Origin of the sequence: Sphingopyxis sp. BE259, assembly GCF_031457495.1 — a bacterium.
Lineage (GTDB): Bacteria > Pseudomonadota > Alphaproteobacteria > Sphingomonadales > Sphingomonadaceae > Sphingopyxis.
This window is the reverse complement of record NZ_JAVDWM010000001.1, coordinates 374929-397138: the sequence shown is the minus strand read 5'-3', so window position 1 is coordinate 397138 and position 22210 is coordinate 374929. Positions and strand designations below refer to the sequence as shown.

Here is a 22210-nt window from a genome sequence, read left to right as displayed (position 1 = left end):
CCGCGAAGGCGGGGGCGACGTTTATTTAATGCACGAACCGCGCCACCACGTCGCGATAGCTGCGGCTGACCTTCACCTGCGCGCCGGAACCCAGCACCAGGAAACATTCGCCATTGGTGTGCGGCTTGACCTGCTTGACCTGTGACAGGTTGACGATCGTCGAGCGGTGGACGCGCTGGAAATTGCGCGGGTCGAGCCGCTTTTCCAGATCTTTCATCGTCTCGCGCAGGATCAGGCTGTTGTCGGCGGTGTAGATACACATGTAGTCGCCCGCAGCATCGATGCGTTCGATGCTATCGACGTCGACGCGGAAAATCTGGCCGCGATCCTTGATGTTGATCATCTTTTCGTAGCGGTCGGCGGCATGCGCGTCGGGCGCATTTTCGCTACCATAATCGTCGGCGGCATCGGGCGCGACTTCGGCCAGCACCGTTTTCAAGCGTTCGACCTCAGCCGCCCCGCGTTTTTCGGTGAGCCGCTGGCGCACCCGATCAAGTGCGTCGGCAAGCCGTTCGGGCTCGACCGGCTTGACCAGATAATCGACCGCCTGCGCCTCGAAGGCGCGGATCGCATGGTCGGAATAGGCGGTGACGAACACCACCAGCGGCGGTTCGACCTCCATCAATCCCTGAATCACCGAAAAGCCGTCAAATCCCGGCATCTGGATGTCCAGAAATACCAGGTCGGGTTTGTGGGTCTTGATCTTGCGGATCGCCTCGCGGCCATTTTGCGCGGTATCGACGATTTCGACGTCCGCATGCGGCTCCAGCCGTAGTTGCAGGCCTTGGGTGGCCAGTTTTTCATCATCCACCAGGATGGTTCTGATCGTCATGTCGGTTCGGTTCCAATCGTCATTTGCCCATCGGGCTGAAACGGAAACTCGATAATCACCGTGAATCCGCCATCAGCGCCGCGTTGGGCATCGAACCGGTGCTGGTCGCCAAAAGCCTGCGCCAGACGGTCCCTGATATTGGCTAAACCCACGCCGGTCGATTCCGTTGCAAGGCCCGTGGTGGGGGCCGTGCCATCGACTGGCAATCCCGCGCCGGTGTCGGACACGGTAATCCGAACATTTTGACCGGCCAGTTGCGCCGAAAGCGTGATGTCGGCGCCGTCCTCCTGCGGCGTGACCGCATATTTGATGGCGTTTTCGACCAAGGGTTGCAGCAGCAGCGAGGGCAAACGCGCCCGCGCCACCTGCGGATCGATCGCGAAATGCGGCCGCAGCCGCTCCTCGAAGCGCATTTTTTCGATGTCGAGATACAGCTTCAGCGTCTCGATCTCCTGCGCCAGCGTGACCTGCGCGGTGGGTTCATTGGCCAGCGTGTAGCGCAGGAACGCCGACAGCCGCGACAGCATGGCGTTGGCGGGTTCGGACTGTTTGAGCAGCACCAGCGTCGAAATGCTGTTCAGCGTGTTGAACAGGAAATGCGGGTTGAGCTGATAACGCAGCATCGCCAGCTGCGCCGACGCCGCCTGCGCTTCGAGCCGCAGAACGCGGTCATTCTGTTCTTCGAGCTGAAGGAAATAGTTGATCGCGAAATATAGCGCCGACCATGCGGCGAGGGAGGTCGCGTTGATATACATCGCGCCGAGCAGCAGGCTGGTGAAGCCGGTCTCGCCCGCCGGGTTCTGAATTTGCGCGACCCAGGCGTCGATGAATGCCCAGAGCGCCGTTGCAAAGCCGGCGAGGCCGAAGCTGACGCCCCACATCAACAAGGGACGGCGGCTGATCAACGCGCGATAGCATACGGCCAGAATCAGCGTGAGAGAGAAGCCGGTGATCGCCGAAATCGTCTGCGGGATCAAAAAAGTGAACGGCTGGCCATAGGCAAGTCCCGACACGCCGCGCAGGCCGAGCCACGCGGCCCAGCCCAACAGTTGCAAGTTCCAGAAAGCGCGGACCTTGTTGTCGAAAAACGGGCCGGGCGAGGACAGGCGAAACAGCGGCATCGGGGTGCGGTGGGGTGCGATGGTCAGCGGCCGTGCGGGCGGGGCCGGAACCTGACGCCGCTCGTCATTCGGCAGCCACCGGCGCCAGTCCGGCGTCGGCACGGACGCGCGCTTGGCCGAGCGGCTGGAGTTCGGCGCGGTGCTTCCACAACAATTCCTTGTAATTGATCACCCGCCCATCGTGCGCGGTCAGCGTCACCGGCCCGATCGGCTGTTCGTCGCGGGCATCGACCAGCACCGGAGTCGACGGCACGCCGGCGCCCCATTTTTCGCCCCATTGGCGCAGCGCGATCATCGCGGGCAGCAGCTCGATGCCCTTTTCGGTCAGCTGATACCGCACCTTGCGGCGGTCTTCGGTCATGACTTCGCGCGCCATGATGCCATGATCGACCAGCCGCGACAGCCGGTTCGACAGGATATTGCGGGCGATGTTCAGTTCCTGCTGAAATTCCTCGAAATGATGGACGCCGTTAAAGGCGGCGCGCAGGATCATGAACGACCAGCGTTCGCCCATCGCTTCCAGCGCCAGCGGCAGGGCGCAATTGCCCCCATCCATGTCGTTCAGCAGCTCGCGTAATTTTGTCATGACCCAAGCCCTAACGTAAAATCGACCCCCGTGCTAAAAAAATATAGAGCCTGCGTTGCATTTCGCAACCGATGGCTGGGCAGACATTCCGCGCGGATGCAGGCGTCAGGTCGCCATCCGGTTGCGCGCGACCACGAGCGACCAGCGCGCCAGCGCGGGCAATCGCGCCGCGACATGCCACGGGTCGGCGCGAAAGGCACGGCGCACCAGGTCCAGCCGCCAGCGGCGACTGCTGCGAAGAGCCAGACCCAGCAGGATTTCGCTGCGGCTGCGCGCGGGCAGCGCGGCGGGCAGCGCGCGTTCGACGACCTTGGCGGTCAGCGCCTGAATCTGCTCGGCACGCTGGCTGGTCAGGCTGCCGCCATGCTTGCGATACAGATACAGATCCTCGTGCAGCGCGACGAAAGTGAACCGCTGCGCGGCGCGGAGCCAGAAATCATAATCCTCGACCCCGAACAACTGAGTATCATAGCCACCGAGGGCTTCGGTCACCCGGGCGCGGTAGAGGAAGCAGGCGCCGATATTGTTGCCATAGAGCAGCCGATCGATCGGCCCGACCCGCGACCGGCCGAGGTCGCTCCCGGCTTCGTCGATCAGCATGAAATCGGCGTGGGCGACATCGGCGTCGGGATGCGTGTCCAGCGTCGCGACGAGGCGGCGAAGCATTGCCGGGCGCAGGATATTGTCGTCCGACGTCCAGCTGTGCAGGTCGCCGCGCGCCGCGGCGAAGCCATGATTGAGCGCCGCGGGCAGCCCGACATTGGCGTCGAGCCGCAGCAACCGGACCCGCGGATCGCGCGCTGCGGCTTGGGCCATGATCGCCGGCGAGGCGTCGCGCGACGCATCATCGACCAGGATCAGTTCGAAATCGGCGAAGTCCTGGGCCAGCACCGAATCAATGGCGTCGGCCAGCCAGCGTGCACCGTTGTGCACGGGCATCACCATCGACACCCGCGGCGGCGCGGTCGAATCGAGAGCTTCGGTCCCCATCAATGCCCAGCCCTACTCCGCGCGAACGATGCTTCCAATCGCCTTTACCAAAGTTGCTAACGCCTTGGGGAGCGGCGCAATCAAATTTCGCATTGCAATTGGGGCAACATGAACGACATTGGACGCGATGCTGCGCCAATATGAACTTGTCGAGCGCGTCCGCGCTTATGATCCCGACGTCGACGAGGCGCTGCTCAATCGCGCCTATGTGTTCACGGTGCAGAAGCATGGCAGCCAGAAGCGCGCGTCGGGCGATCCCTATTTCAGTCATCCGGTCGAGGTTGCGGGGATTTTGACCGACCTGCATCTCGACAGCGAGACGATCGTCACCGCGCTGCTCCATGACACGCTCGAAGATACGCTGACCACCCCGGAAGAGATCGAGCGGTTGTTCGGCGCCGACGTCGGGCGGCTGGTTGACGGGGTGACCAAGCTGTCGAAGATCGAGGCGCAGACCGAGAACGAGCGCGCCGCCGAAAATCTGCGCAAATTCCTGCTCGCGATGTCCGACGACATCCGGGTGCTGCTGGTCAAGCTCGCCGACCGGCTGCACAATATGCGCACGCTGCATTTCATCCAGAATCCGGAAAAGCGCCGCCGCATCGCCAAGGAGACGATGGACATCTATGCCCCGCTTGCCGAGCGGATCGGCATGTATGAATATATGCGCGAGATGCAGCTGCTGGCGTTCAGCGAGCTGGAGCCCGAAGCCTATGCGACGATCACCGGCCGCCTCGCCAAGCTGACCGCGGGCGGCAAGGACAAGGTCGCGGCGATCAGCCGCGAGTTCAAAGAGCTGCTGGCCAAGCACGGCATCGAGGCCGATGTGTCGGGGCGCGAGAAGCATCCCTATTCGATCTGGCGCAAGATGCAGGAACGCCACGTCAGTTTCGAACAGGTCACCGACATCATCGCGTTTCGCATCATCACCCCGACCGATGCCGATTGCTACGCGGCGCTCGGCCTGCTCCACCGCAAGTGGAAAATGGTCCCCGGACGGTTCAAGGACTATATCTCGACGCCGAAACGCAACGGTTACAAGTCGCTGCACACTACGATCATGCACCAACAGAATATGCGGATCGAAATCCAGATTCGCAGCCTGGGGATGCATCAGCAGTCCGAATTCGGCTTTGCTGCGCACTGGGCGTATAAACAGGGCGGCGCCGCGCCCGACGGGCAGGCGGGGTGGATCCGTGACCTCATCGAAATCCTCGAACAAACGCACGATCCTGAGGAGTTTCTCGAAAACACGCGGATCGCGATGTATCAGGATCGCATCTTCGCCTTCACCCCAAAGGGCAGCCTGCATCAGTTGCCGAAGGGGGCGACCCCGGTCGATTTCGCCTATGCCGTTCACACCGGGCTGGGCGACCGCACCGTCGGCGCCAAGGTCAATGGGCGGTTGGTGCCGCTGCGCACCCAGCTCAACAATGGCGATACGGTCGAAATCCTGTCGTCCGACAAGCAGACGCCGCAGCCCGCCTGGCTGGGCTTTGCCGTCACCGGCAAGGCGCGCGCCGCGATCCGCCGCCATGTGCGATCAAAGGAAAAGGTCGAGCTCGCCGCACTGGGGCGCAAGATGTACGACGAGATCGCGCTGCGCCTGCCGAACAAGGTGGGCGACAAGGCGCGCGCCGCGGCGCTCACTCGGCTCAAACTCGACAGCGACAGCGCGCTCTATGTGGCAATCGCCAAGCAGCGGCTGACCGACAATATGGTGCTCGAAGCCTTGGTCCCCGGCATCACGGCAGAGATCAAGGCGAAGCCGGGCAAGTTCGGGCAGGGCGCTGCGGTGTCGATCGCGGGGCTGACCCCCGGCGTCGCCTATCAGCTCGCCGACTGCTGCCACCCCGTGCCCGGCGACCGTATCGTCGGCCTCGCCCGCGCGGACGAGGGGATCGAAGTGCATGTCATCGACTGCCCCAGCTTGGCCGACGGGGTCGATGCCGACTGGATCGACCTGCGCTGGCAGGAAGACAGCGAGGGCGGCAATGCGCGGCTGTGCATCGTCATCCTGAACGAACCCGGCACGCTCGCCGAAATGTCGGGCATCCTCGCCGCCAATTCAGCGAACATCACCAATTTGCGCCTGTCGAACCGCGAAGGCGGTTTCCACACCTATGACGTCGTCGTCGAAGTGCGCGATGTCCACCATGTGATGCGGATTTTGTCCGCCTTGCGCGCGTCGGACAGCGTGGTGCAGGCCGAGCGGCAGTAGGCGCTGCGTCCGCTTTCGCAAATTCCAAAGTTCAGGAAAGTTCAGCCTTACGCGCCGCCGTTTTGGAAGTCGCGGCGTGCTGGACTCGTCAGACCGTGGCTGCTCCCACCAGCGGCGTTGCAACCGCGCTTATCCACCGAATGAAAGAGCCGGGATGAAGGCTGGCACAGGGGAAAAATGTAGGAAAGGCCTATTTGAAGACTCGTGTCCGCTATGGGGTGGGGAGCTGCCATTCCCCACCCTCGTCACCCCGGACTTGATCCGGGGTCCAAGACCCCTTGCGCCGTGGGAATCTTGAGAGGGCGGATGGATCCCGGATCAAGTCCGGGATGACGAAAGTTTATGTCCGCTTCCGGTCGCTAGCGGACCCTGCCCTCAATTTGCGTAAAGCAGCGGCGGCCGCCAGCCGCTCTGATCGACCTCGTCGCGGACCTTGTAGACCAGCCCTCTGCTGTTCAGGAACAGCTTCTCCATCTCGGGCCGGGTGAACGGGCGCGAACCGAGCCGCCCGAACACCGCCATCTGGCCGCCGGTTTCGTCGACCGCCCGGTCGCGATCGAGCCCCTTCGACAGCGCCAGAGCTGGCGACGGCGTCTTGGCCCAGGCGATCAGTTCGGGCGTCGGTTTGGGCGAGAAGCCGTAGAGGCCGGGATTGTCGGGGCTGGTCAGCTGGATCACCTTGATGCCGCCGCGCCCGTCAGCGACATAGCCGAACAGCGACGCGTTGGTCGAGGCGACGATGACATCCTCCGCATCGGCCATCGTGCCGCCAAAGGTCAGCCCCGGCCAGACGATCGGCGCCGCGGGGCGCGTCACGTCGACGATCACCAGCCCGTCCTGCTTCGCCGCGACATACATATAGGTGCGCGCGAGATAGATTTTGCGCGCATTGGCCAGCCGCACCGTTCCCGCGGGCACCGCGACCGGCACCGCCAGATTGGTGACATCGAACAGCTTCACCCCCTCGGCATCGGTGACCCAGAGGTAGCGAAACTGCACCGCAGATGCGCGCGCATCGGTCAGCGGCAACTGCGCGGTGACCTTGGGCTGGAGCGGCACCGTCAGGTCGAGCACGACCAGCCCCGCATCGGTGGTGATATAGGCCATGCTGCCCGCGAGCGTCACATGCCGCGCGCCCGCCAGCACATTGCCCTCATTCCAGGTCAGCGCGCGGGTCAGCTTGTTGTTGCGGAATTCGCCGTCGGCCATCGTGTCGATATCGACCAGCACCAGCCCCTCGACGCTGTCGGTGATCACCGCATAGCGATAGATGTCGTGCATCACCTGCTCGTGGTTCTCGGGGAAATTCTTGACGATATTCTCGTTGCGGCTGACGCTGATCGGCTGGGTCGTCGCGATCGCCATGCACGTCGCGTTCTTCGTCTTCACATGCGTGTCATGGCCAAGCGCCGAGAAGGGCGAACGGATGATCCGTTCGGAGAAACCCTTGTTGCCGATCGAGGCAACGTCATAGATGCGGAAACCGCCGCGCCCTTCGGCGACGAACATATATTCGCCGCGCTGTTGCAGACAGTTGACGCGGCCGCTGGTGTCCTGAACGATATTCTCAAACTCTTCGAGCGCCTGCGTTTCGCCCGATCCCTTTTTGTCGAAAATCTTGCCGCGCACCCATTTTTTCAGCTCGCGACCGTTCTGGTCGACGTGCAGCTTCCAGTAATCGGGGTAGCTATATTTGTGGAGGTAGCTGCCGATCACCGCCTGCGGCTCGTCCCATTCGGTGACGCGGGTCGCCTGGAAGCCATCCTCCATCCCCGACCAGATGTTCAAGCCGACGAAGTTGACGAAGTTGGTGCCGAGCAGGTTCAGCTGCGCCATGATCGCATTATTGTCGTCGTTCGCCGACACATGGCAGTCGCTGCACTGCTTGGTTTCCTGGCGGCGCACCGTGTGCGGGAAATGCGGGGCGAAGGCCTGGCTGGAATAGCCCGCCGACGAGATCGGCGGCTGCTGCACATAGATGCGTTCGCGGTTGATGTTGGTCGACGACAGGATCAGCGCCGACGTGGAGCGCACCGGGGTGATGATGCCGCGCACCTCGCCGTTCGGGCCGGGTTCGCCGGGTTTGGTCAGTTGGTGGCGGCCAAGCTGGAACATCTCGTCGCGCGCCACCTGTGGGTTGTAGGTCGCGAAGTTGCGCGTCTCCTCCCCCTCGAAATGGTGCATCTTGGTTTTCCAGTTCGCCTCGATCGGCAAATGGCACCCGCCGCAGCTGGTCGTCCATGACAGGTGGCAGGTGAAGCAGGTCAGCTTGTCATCGCCATGGGCGCGATCTTCCTTCGCGACCCCCGGTCCCCACTCAAACTTGCCGTCGTCGCTCCCCGCCCGCGCCATCAGCTTCGCGCGCGCCGCCTTGGCGTTGAAATGCGGCCCCGGGGCCACCGCCTGCTTGACCAGACTGACCTGCCATTCGAGCTTGGGATCGACAATCGAGCGCTGGATCAACCCGATCACTTCGGCGTCGTCGTTATACTGGAATTCAAAGCGCCGCCGCCCGTCGGGATTGCGCAGCAGCGCGAGATTATTGCCCTGCGGCCGCGCCGCGACGTTCGACGTGAGCAGGTTGGGGAACGCATCGGCGGTGCCGTGGCAATCCTTGCAGCTGATCTCGACCGCATTGGCGACCTCGCCCTGGATATAGCCATTGCCATGGCTGTCCTGCGCAAAATGGCAGTCGGCGCACTGCATCCCCTTTTCGGCGTGGATGTCCATCATATGGACCGACTTGCCGGGGTTGATGCCCGGCGGCACGAACTTGCCCTCGACCCCCGGCTTGCCCGGATCGGCGCTCGACAAGCAGAGGTCGCGCTCCTTGGAATCGGTATAATGACTACAGCTTTTGCGCCATTTTTCGGGATCCTTCGGGTCGATGATGTTCGCGGTGTCGGTGCCATAGGTCGACATGTTGCCGTCGGCGGTCAGCAGATTGCCGCTCCGGTCGCGCTTGAAGATGCCGCGAAAGTTCCAGCCGTGGCCATGATAGTCGGCGAACTGGGTGTCCTTGTTGCTGTCGTTGACGTCATAGACGTCGCGCAGGAACTCGACATCGGCCCACAGCCCGCGCGTGGCGGCAGCCTCGGGGTTGCGTTCGAGCACCTTGTGCGCCTCGGCGGCGGTCGGATAGCGCTGCTGCTTGTATGTCTTCTGATATTCCGCGTCGCTCATCCCCGGCGGGCGCGGCGCCGTGTTGTCGGGGCCGGGCCACATTTGCGGCGCGTCGGATTCATAATCCCACATCGTGTAGCCGAGGTACGAGTTCAGGAAGATGTTCGGCTGGTGCATGTGACACGTCATGCACTGCGATGTCGGGATGGCGCGGGTGAAGGCGTGGCTGATCGGGTGCCCCGATTCGCGGCGCGGGCGCGGCTCGCGCTGCGGCGCGCCGGCGGTTACGGCGGCGGGGTCGATCAACCCGCCATGTCCGGTCCCGCCGACAAAGCCGTCGTCGGGGGCCATATGCGAGGCATCGGCATGACCGCCGCCCGCGGGCTTCTTGTCGCCGCCATGCGCATCGCCCGCCCATAGTTTTTCGCGGATCGTCGGATCGACGGTGTCGGTCTCGCCGTCGCGGCCGAACTTGGCATAGGTCAGACTATGCCGCGGCTCGCGGTCGTTGGCATAAACGACATGGCAGCCCGAACAGCCCGAGTGGCGATAATCGCCCGGCTGGTCGTTGGTGCCCATGAACCACATCAGCGGATCGTTGAGGCGCGTCTTGTGGATGTTGAGCACCGGGATCGCAACGCGCAGCCCGGTGCCAGGACCGCGGTTCGATTGTTTGAGGTCGGGACGCCCCGGCTCCTCGAGCCGCTGGATGCTGCCGGTCGGATTGGGCAAGCCGATTTCGGGGAATTGGGTGTTGATGTTACGTCCGCCGCGTTCGAAGACGCGGAAGACATCGCCGGGCGGGATGACGCTCCAGCGCGGCAGCGGATACATCTTTGCGAGCGCGCCACGCTTTTTCTCGTCATCGGTCAGGATCTTGTCGAAGCCGAAGCCTGGCTTGCACGCCTCGGCATATTCTTCCTTCGTCAGCCGCGACGAGGGCGAGAGGATGCATGCGGGCTTGCCGTCGCGCGTATAAGCCTCGCCGAACACGTAATTTTTATACGGCACGATGCCATTGTTATAGGCCGCACCGCCCCACAGCATCGCCGACGTCGACATCAGCGAGCGTTCGGTCGCCTCGATCACTTCGAGGTGGCACGCGCCGCACGCCTCGCGCGCGACGCGGTAATCGCTGGGATTCACGAAGCGGATGAATTCGGGCGATTCCTTGTTGAGCAAGGTGTAGCTGCGCTGCGGATTGGCCGAGCTGTCGTGCCAGGCGCCGGGCAAGGTCGGCTGCGGATGCGCAAGCGCCATCACCGCCTTGTTCGTCGGATGTTTATAGCCGAGCGACGGGGTGCCGACCTGGCTCGCGTCGCCGCCGTGGCAATCGGTGCAGCCCAATCGCACTGCGGGGGTCGCGTGCATCGACGGCTGGTCGGTGCGGGTGTGGCAGCTGTAGCAGCCCTCCGACTTCGCGGCGACATCCGCCTCGCTCTGCTCGCGCGGTGCGGGCGGGGTGAAGCGATAGGTGATCTTGAGCGGCTTCTCTTCTTCCGCAGCGCGCCCGACGCTGGCGCCAAAGGCGGCGCACATCGCGAGGAAGGCCAGCAGGGCAAAGAGTTTGCGCATCATCATCAAAAACTCAAAATCACATTGGCGAGGATCGACACATAGGCGTCGTTCTTCTGCTTGTTGTCGAACAGATCCTTGAACCCCTTGCCCGGCAGCAGCACTGCGCCGCTGAGGCGCCCGACGATGTTCTGCGTCGCCTTTGGCCGCCAGATCGTCGCGACCGACAGGTCGAAGCCGATATCCTTGGGGATCGACCCTTCGGTGCGCAGCGCCTGCAGGCTCGACGTGTCGGCGAACCACAGATGATTGGCATTGGCGCTGACGCGAAATTCGGGGGTCAGATCGAAATCGGCGCCGACGCCGACAAACACCGTGCCGGGATTGTTGAAGTTCGATTGCCCCTCCTCCTTCGACGAGCGCAGTGAGTTCAGGATGCCGTTGCGGCCGTTGATCGAGATGACGCGCCCGCCGCCCGCGAAGGGGATCGTCTGGCGGATCCAGTAGCTGGTATCGGCGCCGCCGAAGATCGGGTTTTCAAAGATCGCGTCGAAGCCGCCTTCGGTGTTATTATAGGGATCGCCGTCGCCGGTGGCGTAGAGCCCCGACAGGCGGAAGCGCATCCAGTCATAGTCATAACTGAGCTCGACCGCACCGAAACCGGCACGGATTTGCGCTGGTTTGCTGGTGAAGAAACTGTTCCGGTCCTCACCCAGCGCCGCATAGAAGCTGGCGGTCAGGTTGATCCGCCCGATCCGCCCATCGGCGCTATAGCCCAGATATACGACGTCATATTCGCGCCCACGCAGGTCGCCGAGCAGCGCCGGACGCACCGGAAAGCCGTTATGGTCGATCTGCACGTCGTTCTTTTCGCGGTTCATATTATAGGTCACGCTGACCTGGCTGGTCAGCCCGACGAACGGGAAATCCTGGCGATAGAGGTTGGCGGTCAGAATGAAGTCGTCGCGCGGGGTCTGGGTGATGTCGTTGAGACCCGAATTGGTGTCCTTTTCGAGTCGCCAGAAGGCCGCGAAATTATACTGGAAACGGTTGTTGTCGCGGTTGCCGAACAGGCGAATGCCCAGCTGGCTGTCGTTGAACAGGAAGCCGCGAAAATCGCTCTGGAACGGCTGGATGCCGAGCCGCACCGAGTAGAAATCATAGCGGTCGGACGTGTTGCCGAGATGCTTGTCGACGAACAATTCCTGCACGCCAAGGAACGAGTCGTAGCGATGGCTCGCCTTCGACGGTCGCACGTCGAGCACGCGCCGTTCGGGAACGTCGACATAATTGGCCTGATAGGCGAGCGTCACGCGATATTCGATGTCGGGCGGCTTGAACGCGGTCGATCCCTTGATCAGCGCCGCGCCGACGATGAAGGTCTGCGCGAAAACAAAGCTGCGGTCCTTGCCGAACACGTCGAGACTGCCGGGGCGTTCGGTGGTCTGGACCCCGACCGGGATCGGGAAGGTGCGCGGCTCGAACACTGTGTCGGATACCGCATTGGCGACGATGAACCAGTCGTCGCCCTTGATCGGCAGCCACGGCACCTTGCTGCGGTCGATCGCGCGGTCGCCCTTGTAGGTGTTCTGGTGATAGGGGTCGAACCAGCGTTCCTTGACCACCCCCAGACTCTCGATCAGGCGCCAGCGGTCGGGAACCGGCAACTGGTCCTCCATCCCCGGAAATGCCTGCGGCGGCGGCGGGCGGAGCGCGCCGACATTGTCCTGCGTCAAAGCGTCGGGCAGGTCGGGGCGGTAACCGGGGCGGCGACGCCCGTCGATGATCTGGGTGACCAGATCGTCCTTGATCATGTCCTGCCAGTCGACGGGCGGCGGCGGCGGGGTCAGTTCGTCGGCGGGCTCTGGCGCGGTCGCGGCATTCGCGGCGACCGCGGGATCGTCCGGTAAGGGCGGCGGCGTCACCTCACCCCCCGGCGCGCCCTGCGCCGCGAGCGTTGCGATGATCGGCCACAGGCTGCCCCCCGTCATCATCGCCTACAGCCCGTCGCAGACATTTTGCGCCGCGCTGTCGAGGAACGGCGCAAACGGGCAGCTGATGTAGCGCAGCCGCACCCCGGCGCCGACGCTGACGACGACATTGTCCGACCGCAGCGGTTTGGGCGCATTTCCGATGCCGCCGACGCGCGCGCCGCCATTGTGCGCGCCCAGAAAGCTGATCATATCGTCCTGATCGATGCCGTCGCCCGACACCCCGATCGCGCCGACCAGTTGATTGCCGCGATAGATCGGGACCGAACCGGGGAATATCTGGATGCCGTTCTGTAGCCGGTTCTGCCCCGCCGCGACATCGGGCAGAGTCGTGCAGCGTTGCGGCGTATCCGTCGGACTGGCGCCCGACACAAATCCCAGATGCGCGCCGAGATTGCCAATGATCAGCGCCGATTGCAGCCCGGTCGAGAAAGGATTGAACTGGGCAATCGGGCGCGACAGCGGGCCGTTCGGACGCCCGACCTCGCCATCGGGGAAATAGGGCCGCGCAAGGTTGCCGATCGCGCGATCGGCGTAGGCGACATTGCCGGTCAGCGCCGCCGGATCGTTCAGAAAACTGCGCGTTGCCGGAACGAACTGGCGGATGTCGGCGCTGGCATTGGCGTTCAGCTCGGTTCCGGCTTGCGCGCTCGAGAAAAACGCCGCGGTGCGCGCCTTCTGCAAGCTGACGTCGGTGCCGAAAATCGGCGCGTCGGGTGAGCGCACGATGCCGAGCACAGACCCGTGGGTATCGACGATGCTGATCGTCACCTGCGCGCGGCTGTCGAGCGGGCGGCGGATCTGCGCGCGGGCGCGGCTCATCACCGTGAACGCTTCCTCCAGCACCGCGCGCGCTTCGGCCAGCGTCAGCGGGGCGCTGTTGGTGGCGCCGTCGGCACCGGCGCGCAGCGGATAGCGATTGGTGCCGCTGCCATTGGTCAGAACAAAGGCATCGCGGTTCGAAAACTCGGCAGTGGTCGCGGCGCGGATTCCCGACGCTTCGCTGCCATAAGCGATACCGGCAGTCACCGCGGCATTGGCATAGCCGATCACCGCGACCAGATTGCCCGCGGTGCCATTGACGCTGGCAAAGCTGGCACTGCCGCTGGTCATCACCCCGGCAAAGGTCGCGTCGGAAAAGCGCAGGCTGGTCCCGTCAACGGTGATCTTGTCGGCGGTGATCGCCGACGGTGCCTCGAACCCGCGCGTCCCCGCCAGCGCGATGAATTCTTCGGGATCATTGTCGATGTCGAGGATATTGGGGTCGCTGCCATAGACGCCGTCGCCCATCACCCCGATGCCGCCGACGAGAACCCCGTTTTTATAGAGCGGCAGTCCGCCCGGATCGGCGGCGAGGCCGAGCGGCGAGCGTTTGGGGCCGATCAGCGCCGCACTGCCCACCGCGCCAAAGCGCGCCGACAGGTCGCTGCACGGCAGCTGGCTGAACTGCACGCCGAACAACGGACCGCTCTCCAGCCCGACCGTCGTCGGCGCGGGCGGGAAATGTTCCTGGACGATCTGGCTGGCGGTGCGGGTCGAAAACGCATTGCCGCCGCTCGACAGATAAGCGCCGGTCACCGCCTTGGCGATCGCGCCACCCTCGGCGGGAAATGTCACATTCTGCGCGTCGATATGGACGCCATTGGGCGCCGCCGATGTCGTCGCGGTCGCGCGCGCGCCGGTCATGCGGAACACGCCAAGCACATTGCCGACGCGGTCGGTCACCGCGATCACCGACGGGAGGCTGCGCGCCTGCGCTTCCGATATGGCCTGCGCCAGCACGCGCTCGACATCGGCGACGGTCAGCGCCTCGGCGGCGGGCGGGGTATAGAGACCGCCGGTCGGGGTCGGCGTCGGTGCGGGCGCCGGGCTGGGGGTTGGCGTACTGCTGCCGCCCCCACCACCGCCGCACGATGTCAGCAGCAACGCCCCCATCGCCGCAAAGGCCGCCGAGCGGAAGAGATGGGCCTTGCCCTGCATGACCTTACCGCAGCGCCCGGATTGCGCGCACCGCACTACCCAGCGAAGCCTGGAATTCGGCGGGCTTATACGCATTGGGATCCTTCACCGCGGCATAGGCGCGGTCGATATCGCTGCGGATGCCCGCCGCCGCGCCGACAGTGACGCGGCCCGACGACACCATCGCGTTGAGCAAAGTATCGACCCCCATCACCGCCTGCTGCGACCCCGAATAGTCGGTGAAGCGGTCGCCGATCGCTTTCGCCGAAATCGCGTCTACCATCGCAAAGGCATCGGCGCCGGAAAAGCTGCGCGCCGCGAACGCGCTTTTGAGCGCCGCCACCGTCTGCGCCAGTTGCGCCGCCGCCGCCACCGCGCTCGCCCGGTCGGTTGCCATCGCCTTGTGGAACGCCGCGGTGCGCGCTGCGAGCTGGTCGGCCAGCGCGGGCGACGCCATGCGGGCGGCGGCTGCGAGCATGATCAGGTTTTCGTCATTATAGGGCGGCATGCCTTCGGGAATCTGGCGCCCCGGATTATCGACCCCGGTGCGCACCGGCTTTGCCTGATCGAAGATGCGGCGGTGACAGCTGTGGCAATCGAGGAAATAGAATTCGGGGAACATCCCCTCGGTCCCGCGCCGCGACTGGAACAGCGTCAGGCTGCGTTCGATCGCCGTCGCCTGCCCCACCGCCCACATCTGGACATGGTCGGTACGCCCATTGGCGGCGCCGAACTTGCGCCAGCCATAATCGGCATCCTCCTGATGATGCGCTTGCAGCGACGAGAAGAGGTCGAGCTCGAACGCAATGCGCGGATGGCCCGCCGCCATGATGCGGTGGGTGACGAATTGCCCGTCGCTGGCCGATCCGAAATGGCAATCGACGCACACCCCGGCGCGGACCACCGGATCTTCGAGCTTTTTCAGCCCCGCCGACAGGTTGGCGAGATGTTTGTCGCGCATTTCGGCGTCGGGATTGGCGCTGGTGCCGACCCCGGCATAATGGCTCGCGAGCCAGCCCCCCGCGGGGCCGTGGCACGATTCGCAGCCGACGCCGTCCTCGGTCGGCACGCTCCCGCGCATCGCGCCCTTGGCGGCGACCGCCCCGGCCGTCGCGTGACAGCCAATGCACATCTGCGCGGTGGCGGGATCGCTGATGCCGAGGTTGCGCGCGATGAACTGGCTGCGGTTGTTGCTGAGCACCGCCCAGGCACGGCTGTGCGCGCCGCCGGGGGTCGAGGGCTCTTGCCATTTCATCAACTCGTCCTGGCGAACGACGGCGCCATCGCCCTCCATGCGGCCGTGACAGGTCGATCCAGCGCACGAGGCGACCCCGGTGTAGCGCGCGGCGGGCTCAACCTGCGACTGCGCGGGTGCAGCAAAGACGAACGCCGCGATCGCGAGCGCAAGCAGCAGCACCGCGAACGCCGATATGGCCGCCCACGGTCGCGCGCCGCGCCCCGAAATCGCGTCGGTCGTCATGCCCAGAGTCCCCTTATTTTCTGGCTGAACGCTTTTGCGCCTAAACCACCCCGAACGCCAGCATCGCGTCAGCTACTTTCTTGAAACCGCCGATATTTGCGCCCTTTACATAATCGATATAGCCGCCGCCCTGATCGCCATAGGTGATGCAGCTTTTGTGGATGCCGTCCATGATGTCTTTCAGCATCTGCTGCAACTCAGGCTCGCTCCAGCTGCGGCGGCCGCTGTTCTGGCTCATTTCCAGTCCCGACACCGCGACCCCGCCGGCGTTGGCGGCCTTGCCCGGTGCGAACATGATCTTCGCGTCCTTGAAGACGTGCACGCCCTCCAGGTTGGTCGGCATGTTGGCGCCTTCGCTCACCGCAATACAGCCGTTCTTCACCAGTTCGCGCGCGTCGTCGCCGAGCAGCTCGTTCTGGGTCGCACATGGCAGCGCAACGTCGCATTTGACCCCCCACGGCGTCTTGCCCGCGGTAAAGCTCGCACCCTTATACTCGTCGCAATAGTCCTCGATCCGGCCGCGGCGGTGGGTCTTGTGCGTTTTGACCCAATTGATCTTTTCCTGATCGATGCCGTCAGGGTCGTGAATGAAGCCGCCCGAATCGGACAGGGTCAGCACCTTGCCGCCGAGCTGGACGATCTTTTCCGCCGCATGGGTCGCGACATTGCCCGAGCCCGAGATGACCGCGGTCTTGCCGGTCAGATCCTGCCCTTTGGCGGCGAGCATATTGGCGAGGAAATACACCGCGCCATAACCCGTCGCTTCGGTGCGGATCAGCGAGCCGCCCCATTCGAGCCCCTTGCCGGTCAGCACCCCGGTAAATTCGTTGGTGATCCGTTTGTACTGGCCGAACATGAAGCCGATTTCGCGCCCGCCGACGCCGATGTCGCCCGCCGGAACGTCGATGTCGGCGCCGATGTGGCGATAGAGTTCGGTCATGAAGCTCTGGCAAAAGCGCATGATCTCGCGCACGCTCTTGCCCTTGGGATTGAAATTCGATCCGCCCTTGCCGCCGCCCATCGGCAGCCCGGTCAGCGCATTTTTGAACGTCTGTTCGAACGCCAGGAATTTGAGCACCGATTCGGTGACCGACGGGTGGAAACGGATGCCGCCCTTGTACGGGCCGATGGCATTGTTGTTCTGGACGCGCCAGCCGCGCTGGACACGGATATTGCCGTTGTCGTCCTCCCAGCAGACGCGGAACGACACCACCCGGTCAGGTTCGGCGATGCGCCGCAAAATCTGCTGCGCGTGATATTCTTCCTTGTCGGCGATGAAATCGAAGATGTCCTCCGACACCTCCTGCACCGCTTGGACGAACTCGGGTTGCCCCGGGTTCCGCTTTTTCACGCCTTCCATGAACGTCGCAAAATCGACGTGATCCGAAACTGCCATGCACCCCTCCCCTGAATGACTGGGAAAGCCGGTGCGACCCCGACGATATTTTAATCGTTGACCGACCTTGTATGTCAAAGGCTACACCATCGCCAAACAAAGGCAATATGACAGCGCGCACAGGCGGCAATTTTTCGCGGGACCACGCACAGGGGCAAAAATGAACGAGACCAACGGCATGAGGGCGGACGCCAACCGGGGCATGACCGGCACCAACCGGGCGATATTGATTGCCGCCTGCGTGCTGCTCGCGGCGGCGATCGGCTATGCGATCTGGCGCGACTCAGCCCCAGCGACCGCCGATCCGATCGCACGGAGCGGCACTGCGCCGTCCGACCAACTCGCCGCCCTCGAAGCCCGCACCCAAAGCGAGCCGAACAGCGCCGAGGCGTGGACGGCGCTCGGCGCGGCGCGATTCGACCTCAGCGATTTTGCCGGGGCCGCGGCGGCGTATGAAAAAGCGACGGCGCTGTCGCCCGAGTCGGCGGGGCTATGGTCGGCGCTGGGTGAGGCGCGGGTGATGGGCAGCGACAGCGACCCGATGCCCACCGCCGCCCTGTCCGCGTTCGACAAGGCGATCGCGCTCGATGCCAAGGATCCGCGAGCGCGCTATTTCCTGGCGGTCAAAAAAGATATTGGCGGCGACCATCGCGGCGCGATCGACGACTGGTTCGCGCTGCTCGCCGACACGCCGCAGGGCGCGCCGTGGGAGGCGGACCTGCGCCGCACGATCGAGCAAGTTGGCGCGATCCACAAGATCGACGTCGCCAGCCGCCTCGCCAGCACCCAGGCGCGCCCGCTGACCGCCGACGAAATGCCGGTCGCGGCGCGCGCGATCCCGGGACCGAGCCGGTCGGATATGGAAGCAGCATCGCAATTGCCCAAGGGGCAGCAGGATCAGATGATCAAGGGCATGGTCGATGGGCTGGAGGCGAAGCTGAAGGCCAATCCCGCCGACGTCGACCGCTGGATCATGCTGATGCGTAGCCGGATGACGCTGGGCGAATCAGCAAAGGCCGCACAGGCGCTGAAGGACGGGATTGCCGCCAATCCGGCCGCCGCGAGGCGATTGAAGGCACAAGCGCAGCTTCTGGGTGTTCCGGGGGCTTGAGTTTCAATCAAGGGGGAATGGAATGAAGAATGCAACGGCCATAGGACTGAAAGCCCTGATCGCGGTGACGGCGACCGCGGCGGCCAGCAGTGCGCTCGCGGCAAGCCCGCTGAATTTTACCATCGACGATGTCGCGATCACCGGCCGCGGGCCCGATGGCTATTGCCTGCCCACCGGTCAGGCAAAGCAGGCTGCCGATTTGCTGGCCAAAGGCGATCTGGAGAATGAGACGCCCGCCATGCTGATCCGCTGCGAACATCGCGACAGCGCCAAGGACCTCAAATACGACTATTATCTGATCAAGTCGCCGCGGGCCGAATTTCCGGCGATGACGCGGGCCGATTTCATCGCGATGATGGTCAAGGAACTCGCGCTGCCGATCTACAAGGACGGCACTGTCGCGCTGGGCAGCGCGGAAGAGGGATTGTCCGATGCAATGGGAACAAAAGTCGACCTGAGCGGCGAGATCAGACCGCGCGGCAACGACAATGTCTGCATCTATATGGGCGGCGAGATCAAGGTGGCGAGCGCCATTGCGACCTATCCGATCGCGGTCGGCGGTTGCGGCACCATCGTCGGCGGCAAGATGCTGTTCGTCTATTCCTATGACGATCCCGCGAAAGCAAACAGCGTCGCGGTTCAGCTGCGCCGGGCGCGCGCGCTTGCCGATACGCTGGCTGCCGCCGACGGGCGCGCGAACTAGCCTGGGGACAGCGGCGCGTCAGCCCGCCATCAGCGCCGCATTGCCGCCCGCTGCGGTGATGTCGGTGCTGATCGTCTTTTCCTCGGCGAAGCGGTGCAGATAATGCGGGCCGCCGGCCTTTGGACCCGTCCCCGACAGCCCGCGGCCGCCGAACGGCTGCGAGCCGACGATCGCGCCGATCTGGTTGCGGTTGACATAGACGTTGCCGACCGCCGCGCGCGCCGCGATATGCGCTGCGACCCCGTCGATGCGGGTATGGACGCCTAGCGTCAGACCGTAACCCGACGCATTGATCGCATCGATCAGCGCATCGAGTTCGCCGCCTTTCCACGTCGCGACATGCAGCACCGGGCCGAAAATCTCGCGCTTCAGATCGGTGACACGATCCAGGCGGATCACCACCGGCGGCACAAAATGGCCGCTCGCGGGCAGGGTAGTCCGTTCTGCTTCGGCGATCACCCGGCCTTCGGCGCGCGCCGCGGCGACATAAGCGGCGATATTCGCCTGCGCCTCGTCGTCGATGATCGGGCCGACATCGGTCGATAGCAGCGCCGGATCGCCGACATTCAGTTCGGCCATCGCCCCCGCGACCATGGCGATCATCGTGTCGGCGACATCTTCCTGTACGCACAGCAGGCGCAGCGCCGAACAGCGCTGGCCTGCCGACTGGAATGCACTGGCAACGGCATCGCGCGCGACCTGTTCGGGCAGTGCAGTCGAATCGACGATCATCGCGTTGGCGCCGCCAGTCTCCGCAATCAGCGTCGCGATCGGGCCGTCGCGCATCGCCAGTCCGCGATTGATCGCGCGCGCGACCTCGGTCGAGCCGGTGAAGGCGACGCCGCTGATGTCGGGATGACCGGTCAGCGCCGCACCGACGGTCTCGCCGCGACCGGGGAGGTAATGCAATACATCGCCGGGAACGCCCGCTTCGAGCAGCAGTTCGACCGCGACGTGCGCGATCAGCGGGGTCTGCTCGGCAGGCTTGGCTAGGACACTGTTCCCTGCCGCAAGCGCCGCCGCCACCTGGCCAAGGAAGATCGCGAGCGGGAAATTCCACGGGCTGATCGCGACGAACACCCCCTTGCCCTCGAGCATCAGCTCGTTGCGTTCGCCGGTCGGGCCGGGCAGCGCCACGGGGTAGGTGAAATCGGCGCGCGCTTGCCCCGCATAATAGCGCAGGAAATCGACCGCCTCGCGCACCTCGGCAATCGCATCGATCAGCGTCTTGCCGGCCTCGTCGATCGCGAGGCCCAGGAACAGCGCATCATGCTCTTCGAGCAGATCGGCCGCGCGTTCAAGCCGCTCGGCGCGGAACGTGCCACCGGCCAGACTCCAGTTGGTCTGTGCCGAGCGCGCCGCGGCGACCGCGGCATCGACCATGGCCCGGTCGGCTTCGATGACCTGCCCGATGACCGCGCCCGTCGCCGGGTTGTGGACCGGCTCACCCGCCCCGTCGCGCGCTACGCCGCCAATGATCGGCGCGGCAACCCGGTCGCTGCGCCGCGCCGCGCCGATTGCGGCGACCAAGGCTTCGGGGATACCGGGGTCGCCGAGGTCATAACCACGCGAATTACGCCGCACCGGATCGAACAGCGCGGCGCCGGTCGCGATCGTCGGCACCGCCGCGCTAGCGACGCTGCGCGGATCGACCGCGAGCTGTTCGGCGCTGACGTCGGGATCCGAAAACTGGTGCACGAAGCTGGAGTTAGCGCCATTTTCGAGCAGACGGCGGACGAGGTAGGCCAGCAGGTCGCGATGCGTCCCCACCGGCGCATAGACGCGCACCGGGCGCGGCGGCGGGAACAGCGCGACCAGCGCATCATGCGCGCCTTCGCCCATCCCGTGCAGCCGCTGGAGCTCGTAATCGGCGCCCGCGAACAGTTCGGCCACAAACGCCAGCGTCATCGCATTGTGGCTGGCGAACGCCGGATAAATGCAATCCTGCGCGTCCCGCAGCAGCTGGGCGCAGCGCATATAGTTGAGATCGGTGTGCAGTTTCGCGGTGAACACCGGAAAATCGCTTAAGCCCAGCGTCTGCGCGCGCTTGATCTCGGTGTCCCAATAGGCGCCCTTGACGAGCCGCATCGACAGCTTCACGCCGCGCGCGCGGGCGCAATCGGCAAGCCATTCGATCACCGCTGGCGCGCGCTTCTGATACGCCTGGATCACGATACCAAGCCCGGTCCAGCCATCGGCGACACCGGCGTCGATCAGCGCCGCAAACACATCCATATGCGGTTCCAGCCGGTCGCTTTCCTCGGCATCGATCATCAGCGGGATGTTGACCGCGCGGGCCGCGCGGGCGAGTTCGATCACCCGCGGCACCAGTTCGCCGATCACCCGGTCGCGCTGAAGATATTCGTAGCGCGGATGGAGCGCCGACAGCTTGATCGAAATCCCGTGGTTGGCGTGCGGATCACCGGGCTTCGCGTCGCGGCCAATGCGCGTAATGGCGTCGGCGTAGCTGTCGTAATAGCGCGCCGCGTCCTCCGCGGTGCGCGCCGCTTCGCCGAGCATGTCGAAGCTGGCAAGCTCCGACTTTTCCTTATCGGCGCGCTTGACCGCGGCGTCGATCGTCTCGCCCATCACGAATTGCTGGCCGAGCAGCTTCATCGCCGCGAGCGCCGCCTGGCGGATCACCGGCTCGCCCGAACGGCGCACCATCGATTTGAGCAAGGTGAGCGGGTTCGCCTTGCTGCCCATCGCATCGAGCATCAAGGTCGCCGACCCCAGCGACAGGCCGCGCGCCGACAAGGCGACGATCAGCGGGCTATCCTCGTCGTCGCCTTCCTTCCAATGGCGTCCGGCGATCTTGTCGCGAATCAGCGCATTGGCGGTCGCGCTGTCGGGGACGCGCAGCAGCGCCTCGGCGAGGCACATCAGCACGACGCCCTCTTCGGTCGACAGCCGGTAGCGGTTCATCAGCTGCGCGACGAGCGTCTCGCGGTCGCCTTCGGCTTTTGCCTTGCGGATCAGGTCGAGCCCGCGCCGGGTCACCGCCTCGACGCTGGCGGGCGACGTCGCAAGCGCCGCGCGCAGGTCGGCGACGATGTCGGCTTCGCTGCGACGGGCCAGAGTGCGAAGGGGGACGCGGAGGGCGGCGCGATCGTTGGGCTGGGTCATACGCGCAGCATATCGCAGGACGGCCCGGCGATCCGACCAATTATCGGCGCTTAGAT

The 22210-nt window shown here is 64.6% G+C and carries 13 protein-coding genes; 3 read left to right on the top strand and 10 right to left on the bottom strand.

What is annotated here, in order from left to right; genetic code table 11:
• Positions 1 to 25: 25 nt before the first annotated feature.
• From J2X44_RS01975 to J2X44_RS01960, 4 genes are all read right to left on the bottom strand, one after another.
• The gene (locus tag J2X44_RS01975; protein WP_310087604.1) at positions 26 to 832 is read right to left on the bottom strand and encodes a LytTR family DNA-binding domain-containing protein; all 807 of its coding nucleotides are present in this window, start codon (positions 830 to 832) and stop codon (positions 26 to 28) included.
• Complete coding sequence (locus J2X44_RS01970; RefSeq protein WP_310088308.1) at positions 829 to 1953, bottom strand: histidine kinase; 1125 nt, start codon at positions 1951 to 1953, stop codon at positions 829 to 831. The genes J2X44_RS01975 and J2X44_RS01970 overlap by 4 nt, the downstream gene beginning before the upstream one ends.
• A 64-nt stretch (positions 1954 to 2017) precedes the next feature.
• Positions 2018 to 2539: a helix-turn-helix domain-containing protein gene (locus tag J2X44_RS01965; RefSeq protein ID WP_310087603.1), complete on the bottom strand. Its 522-nt coding sequence runs from the start codon at positions 2537 to 2539 to the stop codon at positions 2018 to 2020.
• 105 nt (positions 2540 to 2644) lie between these two features.
• The gene (locus tag J2X44_RS01960; RefSeq protein WP_310087602.1) at positions 2645 to 3529 is read right to left on the bottom strand and encodes a glycosyltransferase; all 885 of its coding nucleotides are present in this window, start codon (positions 3527 to 3529) and stop codon (positions 2645 to 2647) included.
• 127 nt (positions 3530 to 3656) lie between these two features.
• On the opposite strand from J2X44_RS01960, the gene J2X44_RS01955 reads away from it, so the two are divergent.
• Positions 3657 to 5750, top strand: coding sequence for a bifunctional (p)ppGpp synthetase/guanosine-3',5'-bis(diphosphate) 3'-pyrophosphohydrolase (locus J2X44_RS01955; protein ID WP_310087601.1), 2094 nt, complete (start codon positions 3657 to 3659; stop codon positions 5748 to 5750).
• 375 nt (positions 5751 to 6125) lie between these two features.
• Here J2X44_RS01955 and J2X44_RS01950 read toward each other — a convergent pair whose 3' ends face one another.
• Genes J2X44_RS01950 through gdhA form a run of 5 tightly spaced genes read right to left on the bottom strand, consistent with a single transcriptional unit; the run spans position 6126 to position 17214 of the window.
• Complete coding sequence (locus J2X44_RS01950; RefSeq protein WP_405053385.1) at positions 6126 to 10448, bottom strand: hypothetical protein; 4323 nt, start codon at positions 10446 to 10448, stop codon at positions 6126 to 6128.
• A 5-nt stretch (positions 10449 to 10453) separates the two neighbouring features.
• The gene (locus J2X44_RS01945) at positions 10454 to 12382 is read right to left on the bottom strand and encodes a hypothetical protein (protein ID WP_310087600.1); all 1929 of its coding nucleotides are present in this window, start codon (positions 12380 to 12382) and stop codon (positions 10454 to 10456) included.
• Positions 12383 to 12385: 3 nt separating this feature from the next.
• Complete coding sequence (locus J2X44_RS01940) at positions 12386 to 14359, bottom strand: heme-binding protein (protein WP_310087599.1); 1974 nt, start codon at positions 14357 to 14359, stop codon at positions 12386 to 12388.
• 4 nt (positions 14360 to 14363) lie between these two features.
• A complete protein-coding gene (locus J2X44_RS01935) occupies positions 14364 to 15818 on the bottom strand; it encodes a multiheme c-type cytochrome (protein ID WP_310087598.1) in 1455 nt (484 codons plus the stop codon).
• Between the two features lie 40 nt (positions 15819 to 15858).
• A complete protein-coding gene (gdhA, locus tag J2X44_RS01930) occupies positions 15859 to 17214 on the bottom strand; it encodes an NADP-specific glutamate dehydrogenase (RefSeq protein ID WP_310087597.1) in 1356 nt (451 codons plus the stop codon).
• A 160-nt stretch (positions 17215 to 17374) separates the two neighbouring features.
• Here gdhA and J2X44_RS01925 point away from each other — a divergent pair, with 160 nt between their 5' ends.
• Both J2X44_RS01925 and J2X44_RS01920 read left to right on the top strand, forming a co-directional pair.
• Positions 17375 to 18325 (top strand): tetratricopeptide repeat protein, encoded by a 951-nt coding sequence (locus J2X44_RS01925; protein WP_310087596.1) that lies wholly within the window; start codon positions 17375 to 17377, stop codon positions 18323 to 18325.
• Positions 18326 to 18347: 22 nt separating this feature from the next.
• Positions 18348 to 19028, top strand: coding sequence for a hypothetical protein (locus J2X44_RS01920; protein WP_310087595.1), 681 nt, complete (start codon positions 18348 to 18350; stop codon positions 19026 to 19028).
• Between the two features lie 18 nt (positions 19029 to 19046).
• Here the strand turns inward: J2X44_RS01920 and putA are convergent, their stop codons facing one another.
• The gene (gene putA / locus J2X44_RS01915) at positions 19047 to 22154 is read right to left on the bottom strand and encodes a bifunctional proline dehydrogenase/L-glutamate gamma-semialdehyde dehydrogenase PutA (protein WP_310087594.1); all 3108 of its coding nucleotides are present in this window, start codon (positions 22152 to 22154) and stop codon (positions 19047 to 19049) included.
• Positions 22155 to 22210: the final 56 nt, after the last annotated feature.